A 16,163-nucleotide genomic window follows, 5' to 3' on the forward strand; every position below is an offset into this window, starting at 1 on the left:
TATAGTGTAAAACATGACAAACGGCACCTTGAAGAGCTGGAGGGAAAGACATGGCAATTTCGCATAAACGTTTACTCAAAAGCATCCTAAATGTGAGCCTTTGCGCCACGATCGGCTTGACGGCAATCGCAGCCGGTACGACGTTGACCGCAAGCGCGGCAACGGAGAAATCCAAAGAACTTATCGATTACGGCGAGAAATACATAGGCACTCCGTATTTGTACGGCGCTGTACCCTACATGACCAACGCGTTCGATTGCTCGTCCTTCACGCAGTACGTATTCGACAATTTCGACATCAACTTGCCTCGCACGTCGCTCAGCCAAGCTTCGAAAGGCACGAAAGTCGCCAAAGGGAACCTCAGCATGGGCGACCTCGTCTTCTTCAAAACGAACGGCTACAGCATCAGCCACGTCGCGATCTACGCCGGCGACAACAAGATCCTGCACAGCGCCAACGACGGCGTCGAAATCTCCGACCTGGGATCCAGCTATTGGAAGAAAAATTACGTGACCGCGCGACGCGTGCTTAATTAAGCAGCGAAAGAGCCGGGCGGAAGAGGAAGCGTCCTCTTCGTGCCCGGCTCTTTTTTGCCGCGTTATATGCGGAACAACCCGTGTCCGTCCAGCTTGACGAGCGGTTCCTTGTCTTCGATCAAGCCGTCGCCCTCCGACTTCCGCGCGACGTCGATCAGCCAGCGCGTGAACCCGGCGACGTTCATCGACTCGAGCTCCGCCATCCCGAAAAATCCCGCCGCATCCACTTCGATCCCGTCCGGGACCGGCTCTCCGCCGACATAATCCATCGCGAACGCGATATAGACATTGTGAATGTTTCGCGGCAGGTCGCGGACCGCGACGATCCCCCGCACTTCCGCGTCCACGCCGGTCTCTTCTTTCACCTCGCGCCGGATGGAATCGTGAATCAGCTCCAGCTGCTCGATATACCCGCCGGGATTCGTCCAGTACCCTTTGCCCGGCTCCTGCGCCCTGCGCACCAGCAGCACTTTCCCTTCCCGCAGGACGAGCGCGCCGACGCCGATGCTGTAATTGCCCCAATGCACGAAGCTGCAGCCTTCCGCGGAGCAGGCTAGACGCATCGTTCCGTCGACGTCGCGCGTTTCCAGCGGCGCCCCGCATGTCATGCAATACTTCATTTCCATTCGCTTCACCCGATTTGTCCGATATGTTGTTGGAGACATAGACCAGCGCTACGTCTAAATCATAGCGCTAGTGCCCGGTAAAGTTCAACCGTTAATATCGGAACACGAGCAAATCGGGGAAGCAGGTTGTTTCCGCCAGAAGCGAGCGGCGTGACCGTTACTGCTGCTTGACGGTGACGCCAAAGCTGCGCACGTCGCTCGCCGAACCGTTGCTCAGGACGGCCGTCAGCGTAACCGCCGCGTCTCCCCTGCCGTGCGCGGGCCGGTGGACGGCACCGTCAGCCGCCAGCACGGCCGGATTGCTGGAGTACCAGACGATGGTGCTGCCGTAATAGCCTTTCGACGGCAAGCCCGGCGGCTGCGTCACGCTCGAGGCATTGTCGCCGCCTTTGAACGCGATGGCCAGATCGGCCTTGTCGGCGGCGGCTTTCTCCTGGCTGGTGAATTCCGGCTTGACGGTCAGAACGAACACTTTCGCGTCGGCCGAGGAGCCGCTCGCGATGAATGCCGTCAGGATGACGAACGTATCGCCGGCGCCGGCTTGCGGCCGATGAATCGTTTTGCCGTCGGACGACAGCACGCCCGGCATGCTCGAGTTCCACGTAATCGCCGATCCGTTCGCGCCTCTGGCCGGCAAACCGTCCACCGGACGCGTCACGCGGCCCGCGGTATCCGATCCGCCGAAATCGATCTGCAGCGCCGCTTTGTCGGCCGCGACGCGCTGGGCGTCGGGGATATGCTGCTTCACGGTCAAGGTGAAGATCTTCACGTCGGTATAACCGCCGGATTGGATGAAGGCCGTGAAGACGACGATCGCGTCGCCCGAGCCGTTCGCCGGCCGGTTAACCGTCCTGCCGTCGTTCGAGACGACGGCAGGCAGCGAAGACACCCATCTGACGTCGGAGCCGTTCGCGCCCTTCGACGGAAGCGACTTGAGCGGCTGCGTCACGCTGCCGCCGTTGTCGGAGCCGCCGTAGCCGATCGCGAGCGCGGCTTTGTCCTTCGCTACCCGCTCGCTGTCGGTGAGCTGCGGGAAATTGCCCTTGACGACGACGCGGAACGTGCGGCTGGCGGTCGCGCCGTTGAACTTGAGGACGGCGGTCAGGTTCACCGCGACGTCCGAATTCGTCGACCGGCGCACCGTCAAGCCGTCGTTCGATATCACGCCCGGATTGCTCGACGTCCATTGTACCGAAGAGCCGTTCTTGCCTCTGGCGGGCAGGATGAGCGGCAGCGTGACGCTGCCCGCGGAGTCGTTGCCCAAATATTGAATCGCCAAGGCGTTCTTATCGTCGTTGACTTTCTTCGCGTTCTGGGAGCCCGCGCTGCTGCCGGCCTCGCATTGCGTCTTGAACGACGCGATCATGTTTTTCAGAAGCGCGCGCGTTTGCTCGTTCTTGGTCTTCGCGAGCACTTGATTGAGTCTGGCTACCGTTTCCTTGCAGGATTGCAGCTGCTGCTGGCGCTTTGCGTCGCCCGAACCGCTGGAGCCGCCGCCGTGCGCGTACGCCGCGGCGCCGCCGAACGCAAACAGAGACAAAACGAGCATTGCGATTGCCCATTTCTTCATGAACCTCTCTCCTCGCTTCTTGGAATCGGCGAAGGCGCATCCGAACCTGCTTCGCCAAGCACGCTGGTGAACCGGGAACGATAATGAGCGGCAATCAATTCCGTACGTGAGTGCGTTCCGCGTTCTTACCCTTCAAACGAGCGCGCCGCCCCAATAGTTGCACTCGTTTCCAATAAAAAATTCCGCCCGAAGGCGGAATTTTTTGGCAAACCCTATATGGCGAATACATGATGGCCGATTTTCGCGGTGATCTTCCGCGTCAGGATCCATTTGGATTTTGCCGTGGCCGGATTATAGTAGTAGAGCGCGTTCTTCGTCGGGTCCCAGCCGCGCACGGCATCCTTCGCCGCGAGAAACGCCGAGTTGTCCGGCAGCAGCCAATATTGGCCGTCGGACACGGCGGCGAAGGCATACGGCTCGAAGATGACGCCGGTCAACGTCTTCGGAAAGGCCGGCGACTTCAAGCGGTTCATGACGACCGCGCCGACGGCGACCTGCCCCTTGTACATCTCGCCCCTGGCTTCGGAATAAATAATGCGGGCCAGCTTCGACAGCTCGGGCTTGTTGACGGACAGCTTCTTCAGCTTCGCCCACGTGGCCGGTCCCGCGATCCCGTCCCGCGCCAAGCCGTGGTCGCGCTGGAAATTGGACACCGCATTGCGGGTCGCCATGCCGAATACGGTCGTTAGCGAGCCTTTGTAGTAGCCGAGCGTTTGCAGACGGAACTGCAGGTCGGCCACGTCCCCGCCCGCGCTGCCGGACTTCAGCGTCGGCGCGGACGCGGCGAATGCCGAACCGCCGAAGCCGAGCAAGGCGCATCCCGCGACGAGCGTTCCGGCCAGCGCGGCGGTCAATCGTTTGTGCTTGTTCATGAAGCTCGAATCCCTCCATCACGAAAGTCTGGAAGACGATCATACCACGGGAGTTCGAGCCGTTTTGCGGAAAACAGGAGATTCTAATGATCTTAAATAATCCTCATCGGACAAGCGATGCCCCCCGATTATACGGTGCTTCTGCGAAGCAGCGCATACCCGACGAACGACAGGACGACGGATACCGGCAGCAAGAGCAGCCCGAGGTTGAACGCCGAACGCCCTTCGAAGAAATCGTGGACGCCGTTCCACCAGCCCCAGTAGATGAAGGCGTACACGAGCAGCGTGCCGATCAGCAGGGAGACGATGGACATCGTATACAAGCCGGTTTTGCCGAAGCGGCGGAAGAGGCTCGAGATGCCCCAGCCAAAGATATACATGAAGAGCAGGAACGATGTGAACACGATAAACTGCTGAACGGCATTGCCGTCCGTGATGTAGGGAAGATGAAAGAAGAACAAATCCACGCCCCAGCCGTCCGACCACATCTCGATATAAGACAACAGGGTCAGCAGCAGTCCCGTTCCGACGCTCGTCATCGCGATCATCATCATCGAGCCGGAGAAGTAATCCCGCCGGCGGACGCTCAGTCCCAGCGCGAACGCGAACGTATGGTGCACGCCGATAATGCCGCTCACCATCGCATAGACGAAGATCGACGCCAAGCCCCCGGTGACGAGTTGATCCTCCGTCGTGACCAAGCCGGCGATGAACAGATTCACGACAAAGCTTGACAACACGATAATCCATGGCAGATAGAACCAGGAGACACGGTCCTTCATATGCATTTTGACGACGCCTTGGACAGTATTCATCGTAGTACCCCCTTCTGTTCCGGCCCGCGATTCGTCAGATACACGATAAGCTGCTGGATCGTGACCGGCGCGAATTGCAGTCCGAGCGCTTCCGCTTGCTTCTGTTCCGTGACGCCCAGCCGCTCGAAGAGCGTGACCGACTTGAAACCGCCCAGCGACTCTTGATGAATGACCTGCTTGCCGGCCATATACGACTCGATCTTCGCGACTGGACCGGACACCGTGTATGCCCGGCCGCGGAGGGAATCCGCTTCCTCGTCGAGCATGATCTTCCCGCCGTCGATGACGATGACATGCTCCAGCAGCCGGCTGACCTCGTCGATCAGATGCGTCGAGAGAATGACCGTGCGCGGATGCTCGCTGTAATCCTCCATCAGCCGCTCGTAGAAGATGTTCCGCGCGACGGCGTCAAGGCCCAGGTAGGGTTCGTCGAATATCGTCAGCGGCGCCCGGCTGGCGAGTCCGATGATGATGCCGACGGACGACAGCATGCCGCGGGAGAGCTTCTTCACCCGGCGCTTGAGCGGCAGGTTGAAGTCGGCTACGAGCCGTTCGGCAAAACCGGCATCCCAATTCGGGAACAAGATCGCCGCGGTCTCCAGCACGTCTTTGACCCGGAAGGTGTCGGGATATTTCTGACTTTCCTTAATGAAGCAGGTTTGCTTCAGCACCTTGTTGTTCTCGAACGGTTCTTCGCCGAACACGAGCAGCTCCCCGCCGGAAGCGAACAGCTGCGCGGTGATCAAATGCATGATCGTCGTCTTGCCCGCGCCGTTGCGTCCGAGCAAGCCGTAGATCTTGTTCGCTTCGATCGTGAAACTTACGTCGTTAACCGCGGTAAAGCTTCCGTAGCTCTTCGTTAAGCGCTTTGCCTCGACAATCGCGTTCATACGCTGCTCCCCCTCTCGCGAATCATTTCCGTCAACTGCTCCTTCGTGATCCCCAGCTTCTCCGCTTCCCGGATCATCGCGATCACGTATTGCTCGAAAAACTGTTCCTTGCGTTTCTCCATCAGCTTCACCTTTGCCCCGGATGCCACGAACATGCCGATCCCTCGCTTCTTGTACAAGATTTCTTGATCCACCAGAAGATTGACGCCTTTTGCCGCCGTCGCCGGATTGATGCCGTAGAACGAGGCGAATTGATTCGTCGAAGGCACCTGAGAATCTTCGGGGAGCCCGCCTTCCAAAATATCGTCCTCGATGCGTTCGGCGATTTGCACGAAGATGGGACGGCTGTCATCGATTTGGTTCCCCATCGCTACACCACCATGTTGGTTAGTTACTCATGTAACTAACTATATAAGCAATGGAGCTCATTGTCAACGGGAAATCGCGATTTTCCGCTCCCGCCCGTATTGGCGGCAGGCGCGGCACGCCGATGTTTGACGAACGCGCGTTCCTTTCCAGGATTTACATTGCCCGGCGACTGGACTACAATTAACGTACACGGAGGTGGCAACGGCATGAACATCATCAAGGTGAAAGACCGGCAGGAGCTGGACCGGAGGACGCCGTCCATGCCCTGGTATATCGAGAAATTCATCAACTTCAAACTCCCCGATCTCTCTCCTTCTTCCCTGCTGGAATACGTGAGGGACTACGACGCCTTCCTGTCCTGGCTGCTGGCGGAGGGGCTTGCCGCAGGGCCGGCGGTCCGCGACGTCAAGCTGGAGGAGCTGGAGAAGCTGCACATGGACAGCATCGACGCGTTCAAAATGTTTCTCTCCACCCGCACCGAGCAGAGCAACAGCCGGACGACGATCTCCCGCAAGCTTTCCTCCCTGCGCTCGCTCTTTCATTATCTGAGCCAGATCGCCGAGGACGAGCAGTTCTATCCGCTGCTGAAGCGCAACGTCATGGCGAAGGTGTCGATCAAACGGACGTCGAAGCCGAAGGACACCGCCGCCAAGCTGGAGGGCAAGCTGCTGCAGGAGCAGGAGATCGAGGAATTCATCCGCTATATCAACGAGGATTACGGCACGGAGATCGCCGCCAACAAGCAGGCGTTCTATGCCTATGCGAATAACCGGACGCGGGATACCTCCATCGTCAGCTTGATCTTGAATTCCGGACTGCGGGTCTCCGAGCTGTTCAACATGAACGTGGACGACCTTGACCTGAAGAAACGGCTGCTCTACGTCTACCGCAAAGGGAAGAACGACGACACCTTCAAGACGCCCGTTTATTTCCGCCAGGAAGCGATGCGGGACCTGCAGCACTACTTGTCGCTGCGCGAGTCGCAGTACAAGGCCCCCAAGCGCGAAAAGGCGCTCTTCCTCGCCTTGGCCAACGGCAAGCGCGAAGGCTCGCGCATGACGAAGCGCGCGATTCAGGAGATGGTGCTCAAGTACGCGAAGCGGTTCGGCAAGCCGTATTTGTCCGTGCACAAGCTCCGGCATTCGTTCGCGACGGATTATTATTTGCGCAACGACTTGTACAAGACGCAGGAGCAGCTCGGGCACGCCTCGCCGGAGACGACGCAGATCTACGCGCATCTGACCGACAAGACGATGGCCGAAGCGATCGACCGCCCGAAGGAAGGCTGACGCCGGAGACTTCGAGCAAGCCGCTCCGCGCTGGCTGACGCCGGAGACGACAGGACGCCTGGGCTGACGATTAATGGCCCGGACGGATGTACGGCGTTCGCCGCCAAGACAACGACAAAAAGAGCTGACCTCATGCCTGTCCGGCTTAGGTCAGCTCTTTTGCGTTCGCTTTGCCCCTGATGCGTCTACCGGGCGGCCGATTGGAGAACGGCGAGCAACGCTTCGTGAACGGCGCCGTTGGTCGCGACGAGCGAATCGTCGCTCAGCGCGAATTCGCCGCCGTCGCGGTTCGAGACGACGCCTCCCGCTTCCCGGACGATGACGAGGCCCGCCGCGACGTCCCACGGATAGAGGCCGTCGTGCCAGAAGCCCGTCAGCCGGCCGGAGGCGACGTGGCACAGATCGAGGCTGGCCGCGCCGTTGATGCGCACGTTGCGGGCTTTGCCGGTCAAGCTGCAGAGCTGCCGCAGCACGACGGAATCCGGATGCCAATCCTTCGCCTGAAACCCGGTTCCGATCAGCGCTTGCCCGAGCTCCCTTTCCCGTCCGACCGCCAGCGGCTGCCCGTTCCAGAACGCGCCGCCGCCTTTCCTTGCCGTATATAGATCGCCCGTGACGGGATTGAATACCGCTCCGACGACCGGCTCGCCGTCCTTGACGATGCCGATCGAGATGGCGAAATGCGCGATTTTGTGAATGAAATTGATCGTGCCGTCGATCGGATCGATGATCCAGCCGTAGCCCGGGCGCGGATCCGCGCCGCCGCGTTCGCCGTTCGTGCCGCCGTCCGTTTCCTCCGACAGGATCCAGTGTTCCGGATACTCGGACGCGATGCGTGCCCGGACGAGCTCTTCGCTGCGCACGTCGACGGCCGTCACCAGATCGGATAGATTGACTTTCTCGTGGATGCGCAAAGGCCCGTTCATTAGTTCCATGACCAAGCTGCCCGCTTCCTTCGAGTAACGGACGGCGTCCTGCAGCATGGTTTCCTCGCCATTCGCTTGCGCCTTCATTGCATCTGCTCCTTGCGCTGTATGGTGTGTGCATCGGCTGAATATGATTGAGTACGTGTAATTAGGGATCGTGGATTCCCGTTATTTGAAGCGTCGGAAGGTTTCCTGTTTCCGGCTGACCGCGAGCGATTCGTTCTGTCGCCTCTCTGCCTGCCTGCGCCTATGCGTCGGGCTCCGAATCCGATTCGATCGCGGCGGCGGGAGCCGCGCCGCTTCCGAGCCGGTACGTCAAGCCATGCGCGGCGCCGGACGTCAGCCGTATCGTCGTCTGCGCATGCTTCGAAAGCCGTTTCCACTCCGCCGCATAAGGCCCCGAACGCGCAGCCTCGATCGGAATGACGCAATGCTCCGGCCGCGTCAGCGCGAGGATCCGCTCGTTGAATCCGTCCGGTAGCCCGTGATGGGCCGCCTTCAGCACGCCGCAGGCGATATCGTCCCGGGTCGCCATTCGTTCCCAGCCCGGCTCCGGCTGATCGCCGCCGAACACGATGTCGTGCTCCGGCTCGTCGACGAGACTTAACCGGTAGACCGAACTGTCGTGATTGGACGCCTCGAAGAAGGACAACAGCGCGTCGTTAGTCGGCGGCAGTCCCGCTTCGGCCATGTCCCGAATCATTTGATAAGCGGGCAGCGGGTCGCCCAGCCAAGGGTACAAATGCGCGAAGCGCACGCCTTCCTCTTCCCAGACGACGGCTTTCTCCCGCGAACCGTATCCGTCGCGCCAGCGGATGGCCGTTCCCTGCTCGCGCAGCCGCTCGATAAGCGTCAGATAAGCGCCGAGCATGTGCAGCATCTGACCGGCAAGCGGCACGTAGGCGGCCTCGTCCTCCGCTGCCGGCAAGCGAAAAGGCTCGTACGGAAGCACCGCGTTGCGGATCGATTTGGCTTCCGCGACGGCCAGCAGGCCGTTCAAGTGGTCCTCGTGCAGATGCGTCAGGATTAGCCACTCGATCTCCTCGACGCCGTGCCGGTCCAGCCAGCGGAGCGGGTGATCCCGGTTCGGCAGCACGGCTCCGTCGCCGCCGTCGATCAGCGTGACTTTCCCCGACGGGAGACGAATCGCGTGCGAATCGCCCCAGGCGACGTTCAGAAAATGCACCTCCGCGCTCATGCGATCGCCCCCGTTCCGCTCTCGATGGTCACCGTTCCGCCCGCTGCGGGCAGCAGATGGACGGCGCGCTTATCCACCGACATGTGGACGAGCCCCTGCAGGCCGGCGATGCTGCCCGGTCCGGCGTCGTCCACGATCCAGTCCCGGCCGTCCGCCGCCACCCAATACCGGACCGACCGGCCATGGAAGCTGCTTCGCAGCAAGTGGCCGCTCCAGGCGTTATCCCCGCGCGACGCCGACTCGTGCACGGCGATGTTTTCCGGCCGGATCACGAGCGTGACCCGTTCTCCCGGGCCGAAGGCATACCCGTCGCGGTGCACGCGCATGATGCCGTTCCCGCAGGCGATGACCAGGTCGTCGCCCTCGATCGCTTTCACGACGCCCTCCGCGAAGTTGGCGGCGCCGACGAAGTCCGCCGCGAAGCGGGACGCCGGCTTCTTGTAGATCTCCCTCGGCGTGCCGACCTGCACGATTCGGCCTTGGTCGAATACCGCCACCTGGTCGGAGATCGACAGCGCCTCGTCCTGGTCGTGCGTCACGAACACCGCGGTAAATCCGAGCCGCTGCTGCAGCTGGCGGAGCTCGTCGCGGACCTCGACCCGCATCTTGGCATCGAGATTGCTGAGCGGCTCGTCCATGAGGATGACGTTGCTGCCCATCACGAGCGCCCGAGCGAATGCGACGCGCTGCTGCTGTCCCCCGCTCAAGGCGCGCGGCAGACGGTCCCGCAGCCCATGCAGGCCGAACATGTCGACCATCGCCGTGATCTTGTCCTCGGCTGTCTTGCGGGGCAGCTTCTGGAGCTTCAGGCCGTAGGCGATATTTTCCTGCACCGTCATATGCGGGAACAAGGCGTAATCCTGAAAGACGAGCGGCGTATTCCGCTTGAACGCCGGCAGGCCGTTCATTCGTCTGCCTTCGATGAAGATGTCGCCGCGGTCGGGTTCGAAGAAGCCGGCGATGAGCTTCATGAGCGTCGTTTTGCCGCAGCCGCTCGGCCCGAGCAGCGTCGTGAAGCTGCCGGCCGGGACGGACAGCGAGATGTTCTTGATCGCTTCGAAATCGCCGAAGCGTTTGGATACGTTCGTAATTTCGATCATCGGTTCGTTGGCGGCCATAGGTCCCTCCGTTAAAGTTGGATTGATCTTCCTTGCTTCTTGAGCAGCAGGCGCGTCGGCGCCAGCACGGCGAAGGCCATCAGGATGAGCGCGGCGGTCAGCGCGGAGGCGCTGCCCCACTGCCCGTTCTGGACCAGGCCGAGGATGGATACGGTGCCGACGGACGTCTTGGCGGAATAGATGAAGATGACGACGCTCAGGCAGGTGACGGAACGCAGGAACGAGACGGTCACGCCGGCAATGAACGGCCCCCGCAGCAGCGGAAGCAGAATCCGCCGAAACGTGCGCAGCCGATTCGCGCCGAGATTGAGCGAGGCTTCCTCCAGCGTGCCGCTGATCTGCGCGAGCCCGGCCAGGTTGACGCTGTAGCAGGTCGGCAAATTCCAAAACATCAAAGCCAGGATCATGATCAAGGGCGTTCCCGTCAGCAGGAACGGCTTCTCGTTGAAGGCCACGGCGAATCCGAGCCCGAGGAAGATCCCCGGCACGGCCCCCGGCAGGATCGCCAGCACGTCCAGCAGCCGGTAGAGACGCGTTCCCTTGCGCTGGACGATGAACGCGAGCGGCAGCGAGAAGACCGCGGCGGCGATCGAGGACAGCAGCGCGAACTTCAGGCTGTTCGCCATCTCCCGTCCTTTCGCGAAGATGTAATGCACGTTCTTGAGCGTGAACGACCAGTCGAAGCCCCACGTCTTCGTAAAGGCGCCGTAGAACAGCACGCCGTAGACGGACACGACCAGCGCCGTCACGAGCAGGCAAGCCGCGAACACCGTCCATCTGGCGGCGGCCGGCAGCGGGAACGTCCGGGCATTGGATTCTTTGCCCGTCACGGTCACGTAGGAGCGCTTGCCGATCCAGGCGCGGTTCCAGACGAACAAGGCGATCGCCGGCAGCAGCAGCGCGGTCGACAGCACGGAGGCGGAGTTCAGGTCGAACATGCCCGACATCTGCATGTACGCCTCGGTCGGCAGCACATGGAAATTGCCCGCGATGATGATGGGATTGCCGAAATCGGCCAGCACGTTCATCGCGGCGATCAGCGCGCCGCCCGCCAAGCCCGGCCTGCAGAGCGGCAGGAACACATGGCGGAATACCTGCCAATGCGTGGCTCCGAGGTTATAGGCCGCATTCTCGAGCTGCGGGGAGATCGAAGCCATCACCCCGTGAATGACGGCATACGCATACGGGAAAAAAGTCATCGTCTGCACGAGCCACAACCCGTGCCAGCCGTAAATGTCGAAGTGAACGTGAAGCACGTATTTGGAAATAATGCCCTGCCCGCCGAACAGCAGGATGTACGACAGCGCCACGATGAACGGCGGCGAGACGATCGGCAGCAGCGCGACCGAAGCGAACAGCCGTCTGAACGGCACATGCGCCCTGGTCACCGCGTAAGCGAACAGAAAAGCGATCAGCGTGCAGGAAATCGTGGACAACGCCGTGATGAACAAGCTGTTCAGGGCGGCATGGTACCAGCTCGAATAGGTGAATAATTTGCGATAGTCGGCCAAGCGGGAATAGCTGACGACCTTGATGATCGGCCAGACGACGAAAAAGCACGTCAGGAGGATCATGGCCGCGGAGCCGAGCGCCAGGAAGGGATCCTTCCTCAGCCGCTTCAGGTTCCCCGCGCTTTTGTTGGCGGCGGTTGAGATCAATTCGCCCGCTCCTTTCGATTCATGGCGCGCACCTCCTCCCTGCGGGAGGCCCGCAAAGAGGAGGTGTCGCGTTTCGCGTATTGCGTTGACGTTACTTGGCCGTCATGTCGGTGAACTTCTTCACGACGTCTTCTTTCATGGCCGACGCTTTGGCGCGGTCGTAGCTCACCAGATCCACGTCCTCGATCTTCAACATGCCTTCGGGCGGCGCGACGTCGGAGCGGACGGAATAGCGGTTGGACATTTTCGTGTTCATCTCGCCGACTTCCTTGGTCAGCAGCCAGTCGACGAATTTCTTCGCGTTCTCGGTGTTGGCGCCGCCCTTGACGATGCCCACGCCGCCGATTTCGAACGCGGTTTGCTTCGGAATGATGACTTTGATCGGGTAGCCCTGCTTCATCGATTTGACGATGTCATGCGCCCACGACATGCCGGCGACGAACTCTCCGGTCGCGGTCAGCGTGATGCCGTCGCCGGCAGCCTGCGTGTAATGATGGACGTTCCCGTTCAATTGCTTCAGGTAATCCCAGCCCTTCTCGTCGCCCAGACGGAACAGCTGATCCGCCACGAAGATGTAGCCGCCGCCCGCCGTTGCCGGATTGGACGTCACGAATTTCCCTTTGTAATTCGGGTCGAGCAGGTCGTCCCAGGTTTGCGGTTCCTTGACGCCCTTCGGCGCGAGCTCCTTCTCGAAACGGTCCTTGTTCAGCACGATGCCGAGCACGCCCATGTACCAGCCCTGCCAGAAGCCCTTCGGATCGTTGAAGCGCGCGTCGATCTCCTTCGCGTTCGGCGACGTGTACGCTTCGAGCAATCCTTGCGACGACAAGCCGTCGTAAAATTCCACGGACCCGCCGACCATGATGTCCGCCTGCGGCGCGTTCTTCTCGGCTTGGACGCGCGTGCTGGCTTCGCCTGCGCCGCTCAAGCGAATGTACTCGATGTCGATGCCGGTATCTGCCTTGAATTTCTTCTGGATCTGCACGACGTCGTCCTCGTTGAGCGCCGCGTAGACGACCAGCTTGTTCGAGGCCGAAGCCGGCTCCGCCGCCGGCGTCTCGGCCGGTTTGTCCGCTTCGGCGTTGGCGGCGGCGTCCGTCTTGTTGCCGCCGGCGTTCGCCGAAGCCGCGTTCCCCGTCGTATTCGAAGCCGCGTTGCCGTTGCTGCCGTTATCGGATCCGCAGCCGGACAGCAAAGCCGTCAGCGCGAAGACCGATGCCAATAAGAGTCCGCCCATGCGGGCGCGTGGTTTGGTGAGCATGTGTGGAAACCTCCTGAAAGTTTTGCGGGGGCGAAGCCCTCGCAGCCGGTATTCGGCAAGATAAGCAAAACTGCTTCGAAAGCATACGCCGCGTTTTCTTTATTCCTTATTGCGCCGTGACGGTCGCCGTGATGCGGGCTTGTCCGTTGCTCGTCGCCGCGTTCGTCCACGTCATCGTGGCGCCCGGCGCCACGACGGCGGATACATAGCCCATATCGTCGTCGCCGGACGTGCCGTCCGAGTCGTAGGCATGAATTTCGACCGCCGTATTCGCCGGCTTGGCGACGTAGACCGTGTTGTAGGCTTCGGAGAAATTGGCGCCGAATTCCGCGTCGTCCGCGCCGAACGCGATCGGATACGTTTGCGAGGTCGGCACGTCGTTCTTCTTCCAGAAGCGCGCGTCCGTCTGACCTTGGCCGTTGACGTACGCCTTCAGGAAGATATCGCTCTTCCCGCCGAACGGATCGCGGTTCTCGAGGCTCGTCGCGTTGACGAGCGTGATCTTATGCGAGTAGTACGGGTTGGACACGTAAACATGCGAGAAGCTGCCGAGACCGTTCAGGTGCACGTCGACCTGAAGCGCGGGATCGGACCAGTTCATTCCCTGAAGGGCAGGGCCGTCGGAGCTGTCGTCCCAGCCCCAAGGCGCGTTGGCCGAATTGGCCGTGTTATTGTCGCCGCCGAACGTTCCCCAGGACGCGAACACGTTCGGATCGGTTCGCTTGCTCCACAAATCGCCCCATTCGATCAGCGCGTATCCGTAGTGATTCGCATAACTGCCTGTAGTCGATGTCGGGAAGTCCGCCTGACCGGTGTAATCGTAGACGATGCCGTCTCCGCCCGGCGCGACCGATCCGTCGTAGGCCTTCACGCCGTGTCCGCCGCTCGGGCTCTGGCCGTTCGCCTGGCAGAACACTTGCGGATGGCTGCCACTGAAGAGCACGCCGCCGTCCACGTTGTCCGAACCCGTCGTGATGCTCGGATCGTTCGTGTAATCGTACCATTGGTTATGCGCCATCGTCTCCATCAGCTGGAAGCTGCCGTAAGCCGAGCCGTCCTTCCGGATGACGAGGAACAAGCCCTCCAGGTCGTTCTCATGCGCGTCGAGCGGCCGGGTATAGGCGTCGTCCCGGGCATGGAACAGATCGTACTCGATGAAGTAGTGCGTGTTCGTCTCGGACACTTTGTAGTACGCGTAGCCGTTTTCGTTGAAATTCGAGAGGTTGTCCCAATTGTTGAGCGCGCGGTAATCCCCGTCATAGTTGAAGTTCGTGATGAAGTCCGCTCTTACGTCGAGATCGGCATTGACGTCCTGATAGATTTGCGGCGCCCAGTGCGCGGCCAGCTCGGCATTGCTCGCGGCATGCGCGGCAGGCGTGCCTCCGATGCCCGGAACGCCCAGCGCCAGCGCCGCCGCGGCCGTAAGACCCAGTACGGTTTTCTTCATGTAACTCTAACCCTCCGTCGCTTCATATTTTTTCTGTTCCCCGAGAAAAAGCAGACTCCGATACGTCAGGCTTGTGCCGGCATGCCGGCAGCTCGGCGTCTTGGCGCCGTCAAGTCCGCGTCGATCCATCTCCCCCTATCAACCAGGTTAAGGCATGCTGTCTGACACCTTGAATTATAGGGAACACGTTTCAATCGTGTCAATGAAGGGAATGTTAAGTGTTTATTGAGACAATCGGCCGATTTATAAGCTTTTTGTTGTGAGCGGATTTACGTTTATGCTACAATGTCGATGTCAGACAGCATTCGGAATGCAAGGAGGAACAACGGGAAGTTGGAGAAAAAACCGCTTTATCTCAAAGTAAAAGAAGAAATCGAGCACAGCATCGAATCCGGTGAATTGAAGCCCGGCGAACGACTGCCTTCCGAGCCGGAGCTGGCGAAGAAATTCGAAGTCAGCCGTCCGACGCTTCGCGAGGCGCTGAAGATGCTGCAGCGGGAGAAGACGCTGATCAGCAGAAACGGCGTCGGCACCTACGTCAACAGCCGCTCCGACGTCATCTTGAATCCGCTGAGCAAGCTGCAAAGCGTCGGCCAGATGATCAAGAACGGCGGCTTCATGGAAAGCGAGCTCGATATTCGCATCTACACCCGCGAATCCGAGGAGGAATGGGCGGAGAAGCTGCAGACCGGCGAGAACGTCGTCATCTTGGAGCGTTCCCGGACGGCGGACGGCAACAAGGTCGCGTTCTATTACAACATCTTTCCGCAAAGCCTGGTCGCGGGCCATATCGATGGCGAGTTCACGGGCGCGATCTTCGATTTTCTGCGGAATAAGATCGGCATTCAGGTCGCTTACGCCATTACCGAGATTTGCGCGATCAGCATGGACAACGCGATGGACCGGAACGCGGCCGAGCTGCTCGGTCCGGAGATTTTGCTGCTCAAGCAGCTGCATTACGACGAAGAGGACCGCCCCGTATTCTACTCCTTGGATTACTTGAAAAGCAGCGCGTTCAAGCTGATCATCAAACGGGAATAAGCGGGCGAGCGCCTCGCAGGCAACGCAAAACGCCCCGGACCATAATGGCCGGAGCGTTTTGCGTTGCCTGCATGCGGTATTCGGTTAGTCGAGCGCGAAATAGATTTCGGTCTCCAGCAGCGATTCGTCTTCGTTCCAGTGGCCGTATACCTCGAGCAGCGGCTTCCGGCATTCGCGTCCGGAGGCCGAGACGGCCGCGCACAGCTCGTCATACGTGCGGCCAAGCCCGGCGTAAGAACCCCGGTGGACGCAATAGGCGTATTCGTTCAGCGTCAGCGTCCTGCGCGTCAACTGCGATATGACGCGGTCGCCCAATTGCGCCGACTCCAGCTCGACGCCCGCGAAGACCACGTCGTCCGGCCCGTAGAACACATGATTCACGCCGCGATGCGGAAGAGCCTGGTCGCGCACTTCCGTCCATACGCGTCCCAGCAGCTCCATGACGATATCCCCGTAAGGTTCGTCGCCGAGGCGAGGCTTCGCGACCCCGTGCAGCGTGACGGTAAACGGTTCATCGACGATTCTCCATTGCAAACTCATCCGATCG

The 16,163-nt window shown here is 60.5% G+C and carries 16 protein-coding genes; 3 read left to right on the forward strand and 13 right to left on the reverse strand.

Annotation, left to right across the window (positions count from 1 at the left end):
• Nucleotides 1-50: 50 nt before the first annotated feature.
• Nucleotides 51-536, forward strand: coding sequence for a C40 family peptidase (locus GT019_RS05355; protein WP_161741712.1), 486 nt, complete (start codon nt 51-53; stop codon nt 534-536).
• Nucleotides 537-598: 62 nt separating this feature from the next.
• Here GT019_RS05355 and GT019_RS05360 read toward each other — a convergent pair whose 3' ends face one another.
• The 6 genes from GT019_RS05360 to GT019_RS05385 form a co-directional block, all read right to left on the reverse strand.
• Nucleotides 599-1,162, reverse strand: coding sequence for an NUDIX domain-containing protein (locus GT019_RS05360; protein ID WP_161741713.1), 564 nt, complete (start codon nt 1,160-1,162; stop codon nt 599-601).
• Nucleotides 1,163-1,319: 157 nt separating this feature from the next.
• A complete protein-coding gene (locus GT019_RS05365) occupies nt 1,320-2,732 on the reverse strand; it encodes an immunoglobulin-like domain-containing protein (protein ID WP_161741714.1) in 1,413 nt (470 codons plus the stop codon).
• A gap of 212 nt (nt 2,733-2,944) precedes the next feature.
• Nucleotides 2,945-3,604: a spore cortex-lytic enzyme gene (gene sleB / locus GT019_RS05370; RefSeq protein WP_161741715.1), complete on the reverse strand. Its 660-nt coding sequence runs from the start codon at nt 3,602-3,604 to the stop codon at nt 2,945-2,947.
• A 128-nt stretch (nt 3,605-3,732) separates the two neighbouring features.
• Nucleotides 3,733-4,419, reverse strand: coding sequence for a hypothetical protein (locus GT019_RS05375; RefSeq protein WP_161741716.1), 687 nt, complete (start codon nt 4,417-4,419; stop codon nt 3,733-3,735).
• Entirely contained in the window at nt 4,416-5,309 is an 894-nt protein-coding gene (locus GT019_RS05380) for an ABC transporter ATP-binding protein (protein WP_161741717.1), read from the reverse strand. The genes GT019_RS05375 and GT019_RS05380 overlap by 4 nt, the downstream gene beginning before the upstream one ends.
• Entirely contained in the window at nt 5,306-5,677 is a 372-nt protein-coding gene (locus GT019_RS05385; protein WP_161741718.1) for a GntR family transcriptional regulator, read from the reverse strand. Before GT019_RS05385 ends, GT019_RS05380 begins: the two co-directional genes overlap by 4 nt.
• 207 nt (nt 5,678-5,884) lie before the next feature.
• Here GT019_RS05385 and xerS point away from each other — a divergent pair, with 207 nt between their 5' ends.
• A complete protein-coding gene (gene xerS / locus GT019_RS05390) occupies nt 5,885-6,967 on the forward strand; it encodes a tyrosine recombinase XerS (RefSeq protein WP_161741719.1) in 1,083 nt (360 codons plus the stop codon).
• Nucleotides 6,968-7,152: 185 nt separating this feature from the next.
• On the opposite strand, the gene GT019_RS05395 is transcribed toward xerS, so the two are convergent.
• From GT019_RS05395 to GT019_RS05420, 6 genes are all read right to left on the reverse strand, one after another.
• Nucleotides 7,153-7,980, reverse strand: coding sequence for an inositol monophosphatase family protein (locus GT019_RS05395; protein ID WP_161741720.1), 828 nt, complete (start codon nt 7,978-7,980; stop codon nt 7,153-7,155).
• Between the two features lie 160 nt (nt 7,981-8,140).
• Nucleotides 8,141-9,091 (reverse strand): ComEC/Rec2 family competence protein, encoded by a 951-nt coding sequence (locus GT019_RS05400; protein WP_161741721.1) that lies wholly within the window; start codon nt 9,089-9,091, stop codon nt 8,141-8,143.
• On the reverse strand, nt 9,088-10,209 hold the full coding sequence (locus tag GT019_RS05405) for an ABC transporter ATP-binding protein (protein WP_161741722.1): 1,122 nt from the start codon (nt 10,207-10,209) through the stop codon (nt 9,088-9,090). Before GT019_RS05405 ends, GT019_RS05400 begins: the two co-directional genes overlap by 4 nt.
• Before the next feature lie 11 nt (nt 10,210-10,220).
• Nucleotides 10,221-11,867, reverse strand: a complete 1,647-nt coding sequence (locus GT019_RS05410) for an ABC transporter permease (RefSeq protein WP_161741723.1) — start codon at nt 11,865-11,867, stop codon at nt 10,221-10,223.
• Nucleotides 11,868-11,958: 91 nt separating this feature from the next.
• Nucleotides 11,959-13,128: an ABC transporter substrate-binding protein gene (locus GT019_RS05415; protein ID WP_161741724.1), complete on the reverse strand. Its 1,170-nt coding sequence runs from the start codon at nt 13,126-13,128 to the stop codon at nt 11,959-11,961.
• A 106-nt stretch (nt 13,129-13,234) separates the two neighbouring features.
• The gene (locus tag GT019_RS05420) at nt 13,235-14,575 is read right to left on the reverse strand and encodes a hypothetical protein (RefSeq protein WP_161741725.1); all 1,341 of its coding nucleotides are present in this window, start codon (nt 14,573-14,575) and stop codon (nt 13,235-13,237) included.
• Nucleotides 14,576-14,908: 333 nt separating this feature from the next.
• On the opposite strand from GT019_RS05420, the gene GT019_RS05425 reads away from it, so the two are divergent.
• Nucleotides 14,909-15,616, forward strand: a complete 708-nt coding sequence (locus GT019_RS05425; RefSeq protein WP_161741726.1) for a GntR family transcriptional regulator — start codon at nt 14,909-14,911, stop codon at nt 15,614-15,616.
• A gap of 84 nt (nt 15,617-15,700) precedes the next feature.
• On the opposite strand, the gene GT019_RS05430 is transcribed toward GT019_RS05425, so the two are convergent.
• Nucleotides 15,701-16,156: a GyrI-like domain-containing protein gene (locus tag GT019_RS05430; RefSeq protein WP_161741727.1), complete on the reverse strand. Its 456-nt coding sequence runs from the start codon at nt 16,154-16,156 to the stop codon at nt 15,701-15,703.
• Nucleotides 16,157-16,163: the final 7 nt, after the last annotated feature.

The organism is Paenibacillus glycinis (genome assembly GCF_009909185.1).
Lineage (GTDB): Bacteria > Bacillota > Bacilli > Paenibacillales > Paenibacillaceae > Paenibacillus_Z > Paenibacillus_Z glycinis.

What these genes read in the sequence shown, in the direction of transcription:
- GT019_RS05355 (WP_161741712.1), top strand. Translation starts at nt 51, where the DNA reads ATGGCAATTTCGCATAAACGTTTACTCAAAAGCATCCTAAATGTGAGC.
- GT019_RS05360 (WP_161741713.1), bottom strand. Translation starts at nt 1,162, where the DNA reads ATGGAAATGAAGTATTGCATGACATGCGGGGCGCCGCTGGAAACGCGC.
- GT019_RS05365 (WP_161741714.1), bottom strand. Translation starts at nt 2,732, where the DNA reads ATGAAGAAATGGGCAATCGCAATGCTCGTTTTGTCTCTGTTTGCGTTC.
- sleB (WP_161741715.1), bottom strand. Translation starts at nt 3,604, where the DNA reads ATGAACAAGCACAAACGATTGACCGCCGCGCTGGCCGGAACGCTCGTC.
- GT019_RS05375 (WP_161741716.1), bottom strand. Translation starts at nt 4,419, where the DNA reads ATGAATACTGTCCAAGGCGTCGTCAAAATGCATATGAAGGACCGTGTC.
- GT019_RS05380 (WP_161741717.1), bottom strand. Translation starts at nt 5,309, where the DNA reads ATGAACGCGATTGTCGAGGCAAAGCGCTTAACGAAGAGCTACGGAAGC.
- GT019_RS05385 (WP_161741718.1), bottom strand. Translation starts at nt 5,677, where the DNA reads ATGGGGAACCAAATCGATGACAGCCGTCCCATCTTCGTGCAAATCGCC.
- xerS (WP_161741719.1), top strand. Translation starts at nt 5,885, where the DNA reads ATGAACATCATCAAGGTGAAAGACCGGCAGGAGCTGGACCGGAGGACG.
- GT019_RS05395 (WP_161741720.1), bottom strand. Translation starts at nt 7,980, where the DNA reads ATGAAGGCGCAAGCGAATGGCGAGGAAACCATGCTGCAGGACGCCGTC.
- GT019_RS05400 (WP_161741721.1), bottom strand. Translation starts at nt 9,091, where the DNA reads ATGAGCGCGGAGGTGCATTTTCTGAACGTCGCCTGGGGCGATTCGCAC.
- GT019_RS05405 (WP_161741722.1), bottom strand. Translation starts at nt 10,209, where the DNA reads ATGGCCGCCAACGAACCGATGATCGAAATTACGAACGTATCCAAACGC.
- GT019_RS05415 (WP_161741724.1), bottom strand. Translation starts at nt 13,128, where the DNA reads ATGCTCACCAAACCACGCGCCCGCATGGGCGGACTCTTATTGGCATCG.
- GT019_RS05420 (WP_161741725.1), bottom strand. Translation starts at nt 14,575, where the DNA reads ATGAAGAAAACCGTACTGGGTCTTACGGCCGCGGCGGCGCTGGCGCTG.
- GT019_RS05430 (WP_161741727.1), bottom strand. Translation starts at nt 16,156, where the DNA reads ATGAGTTTGCAATGGAGAATCGTCGATGAACCGTTTACCGTCACGCTG.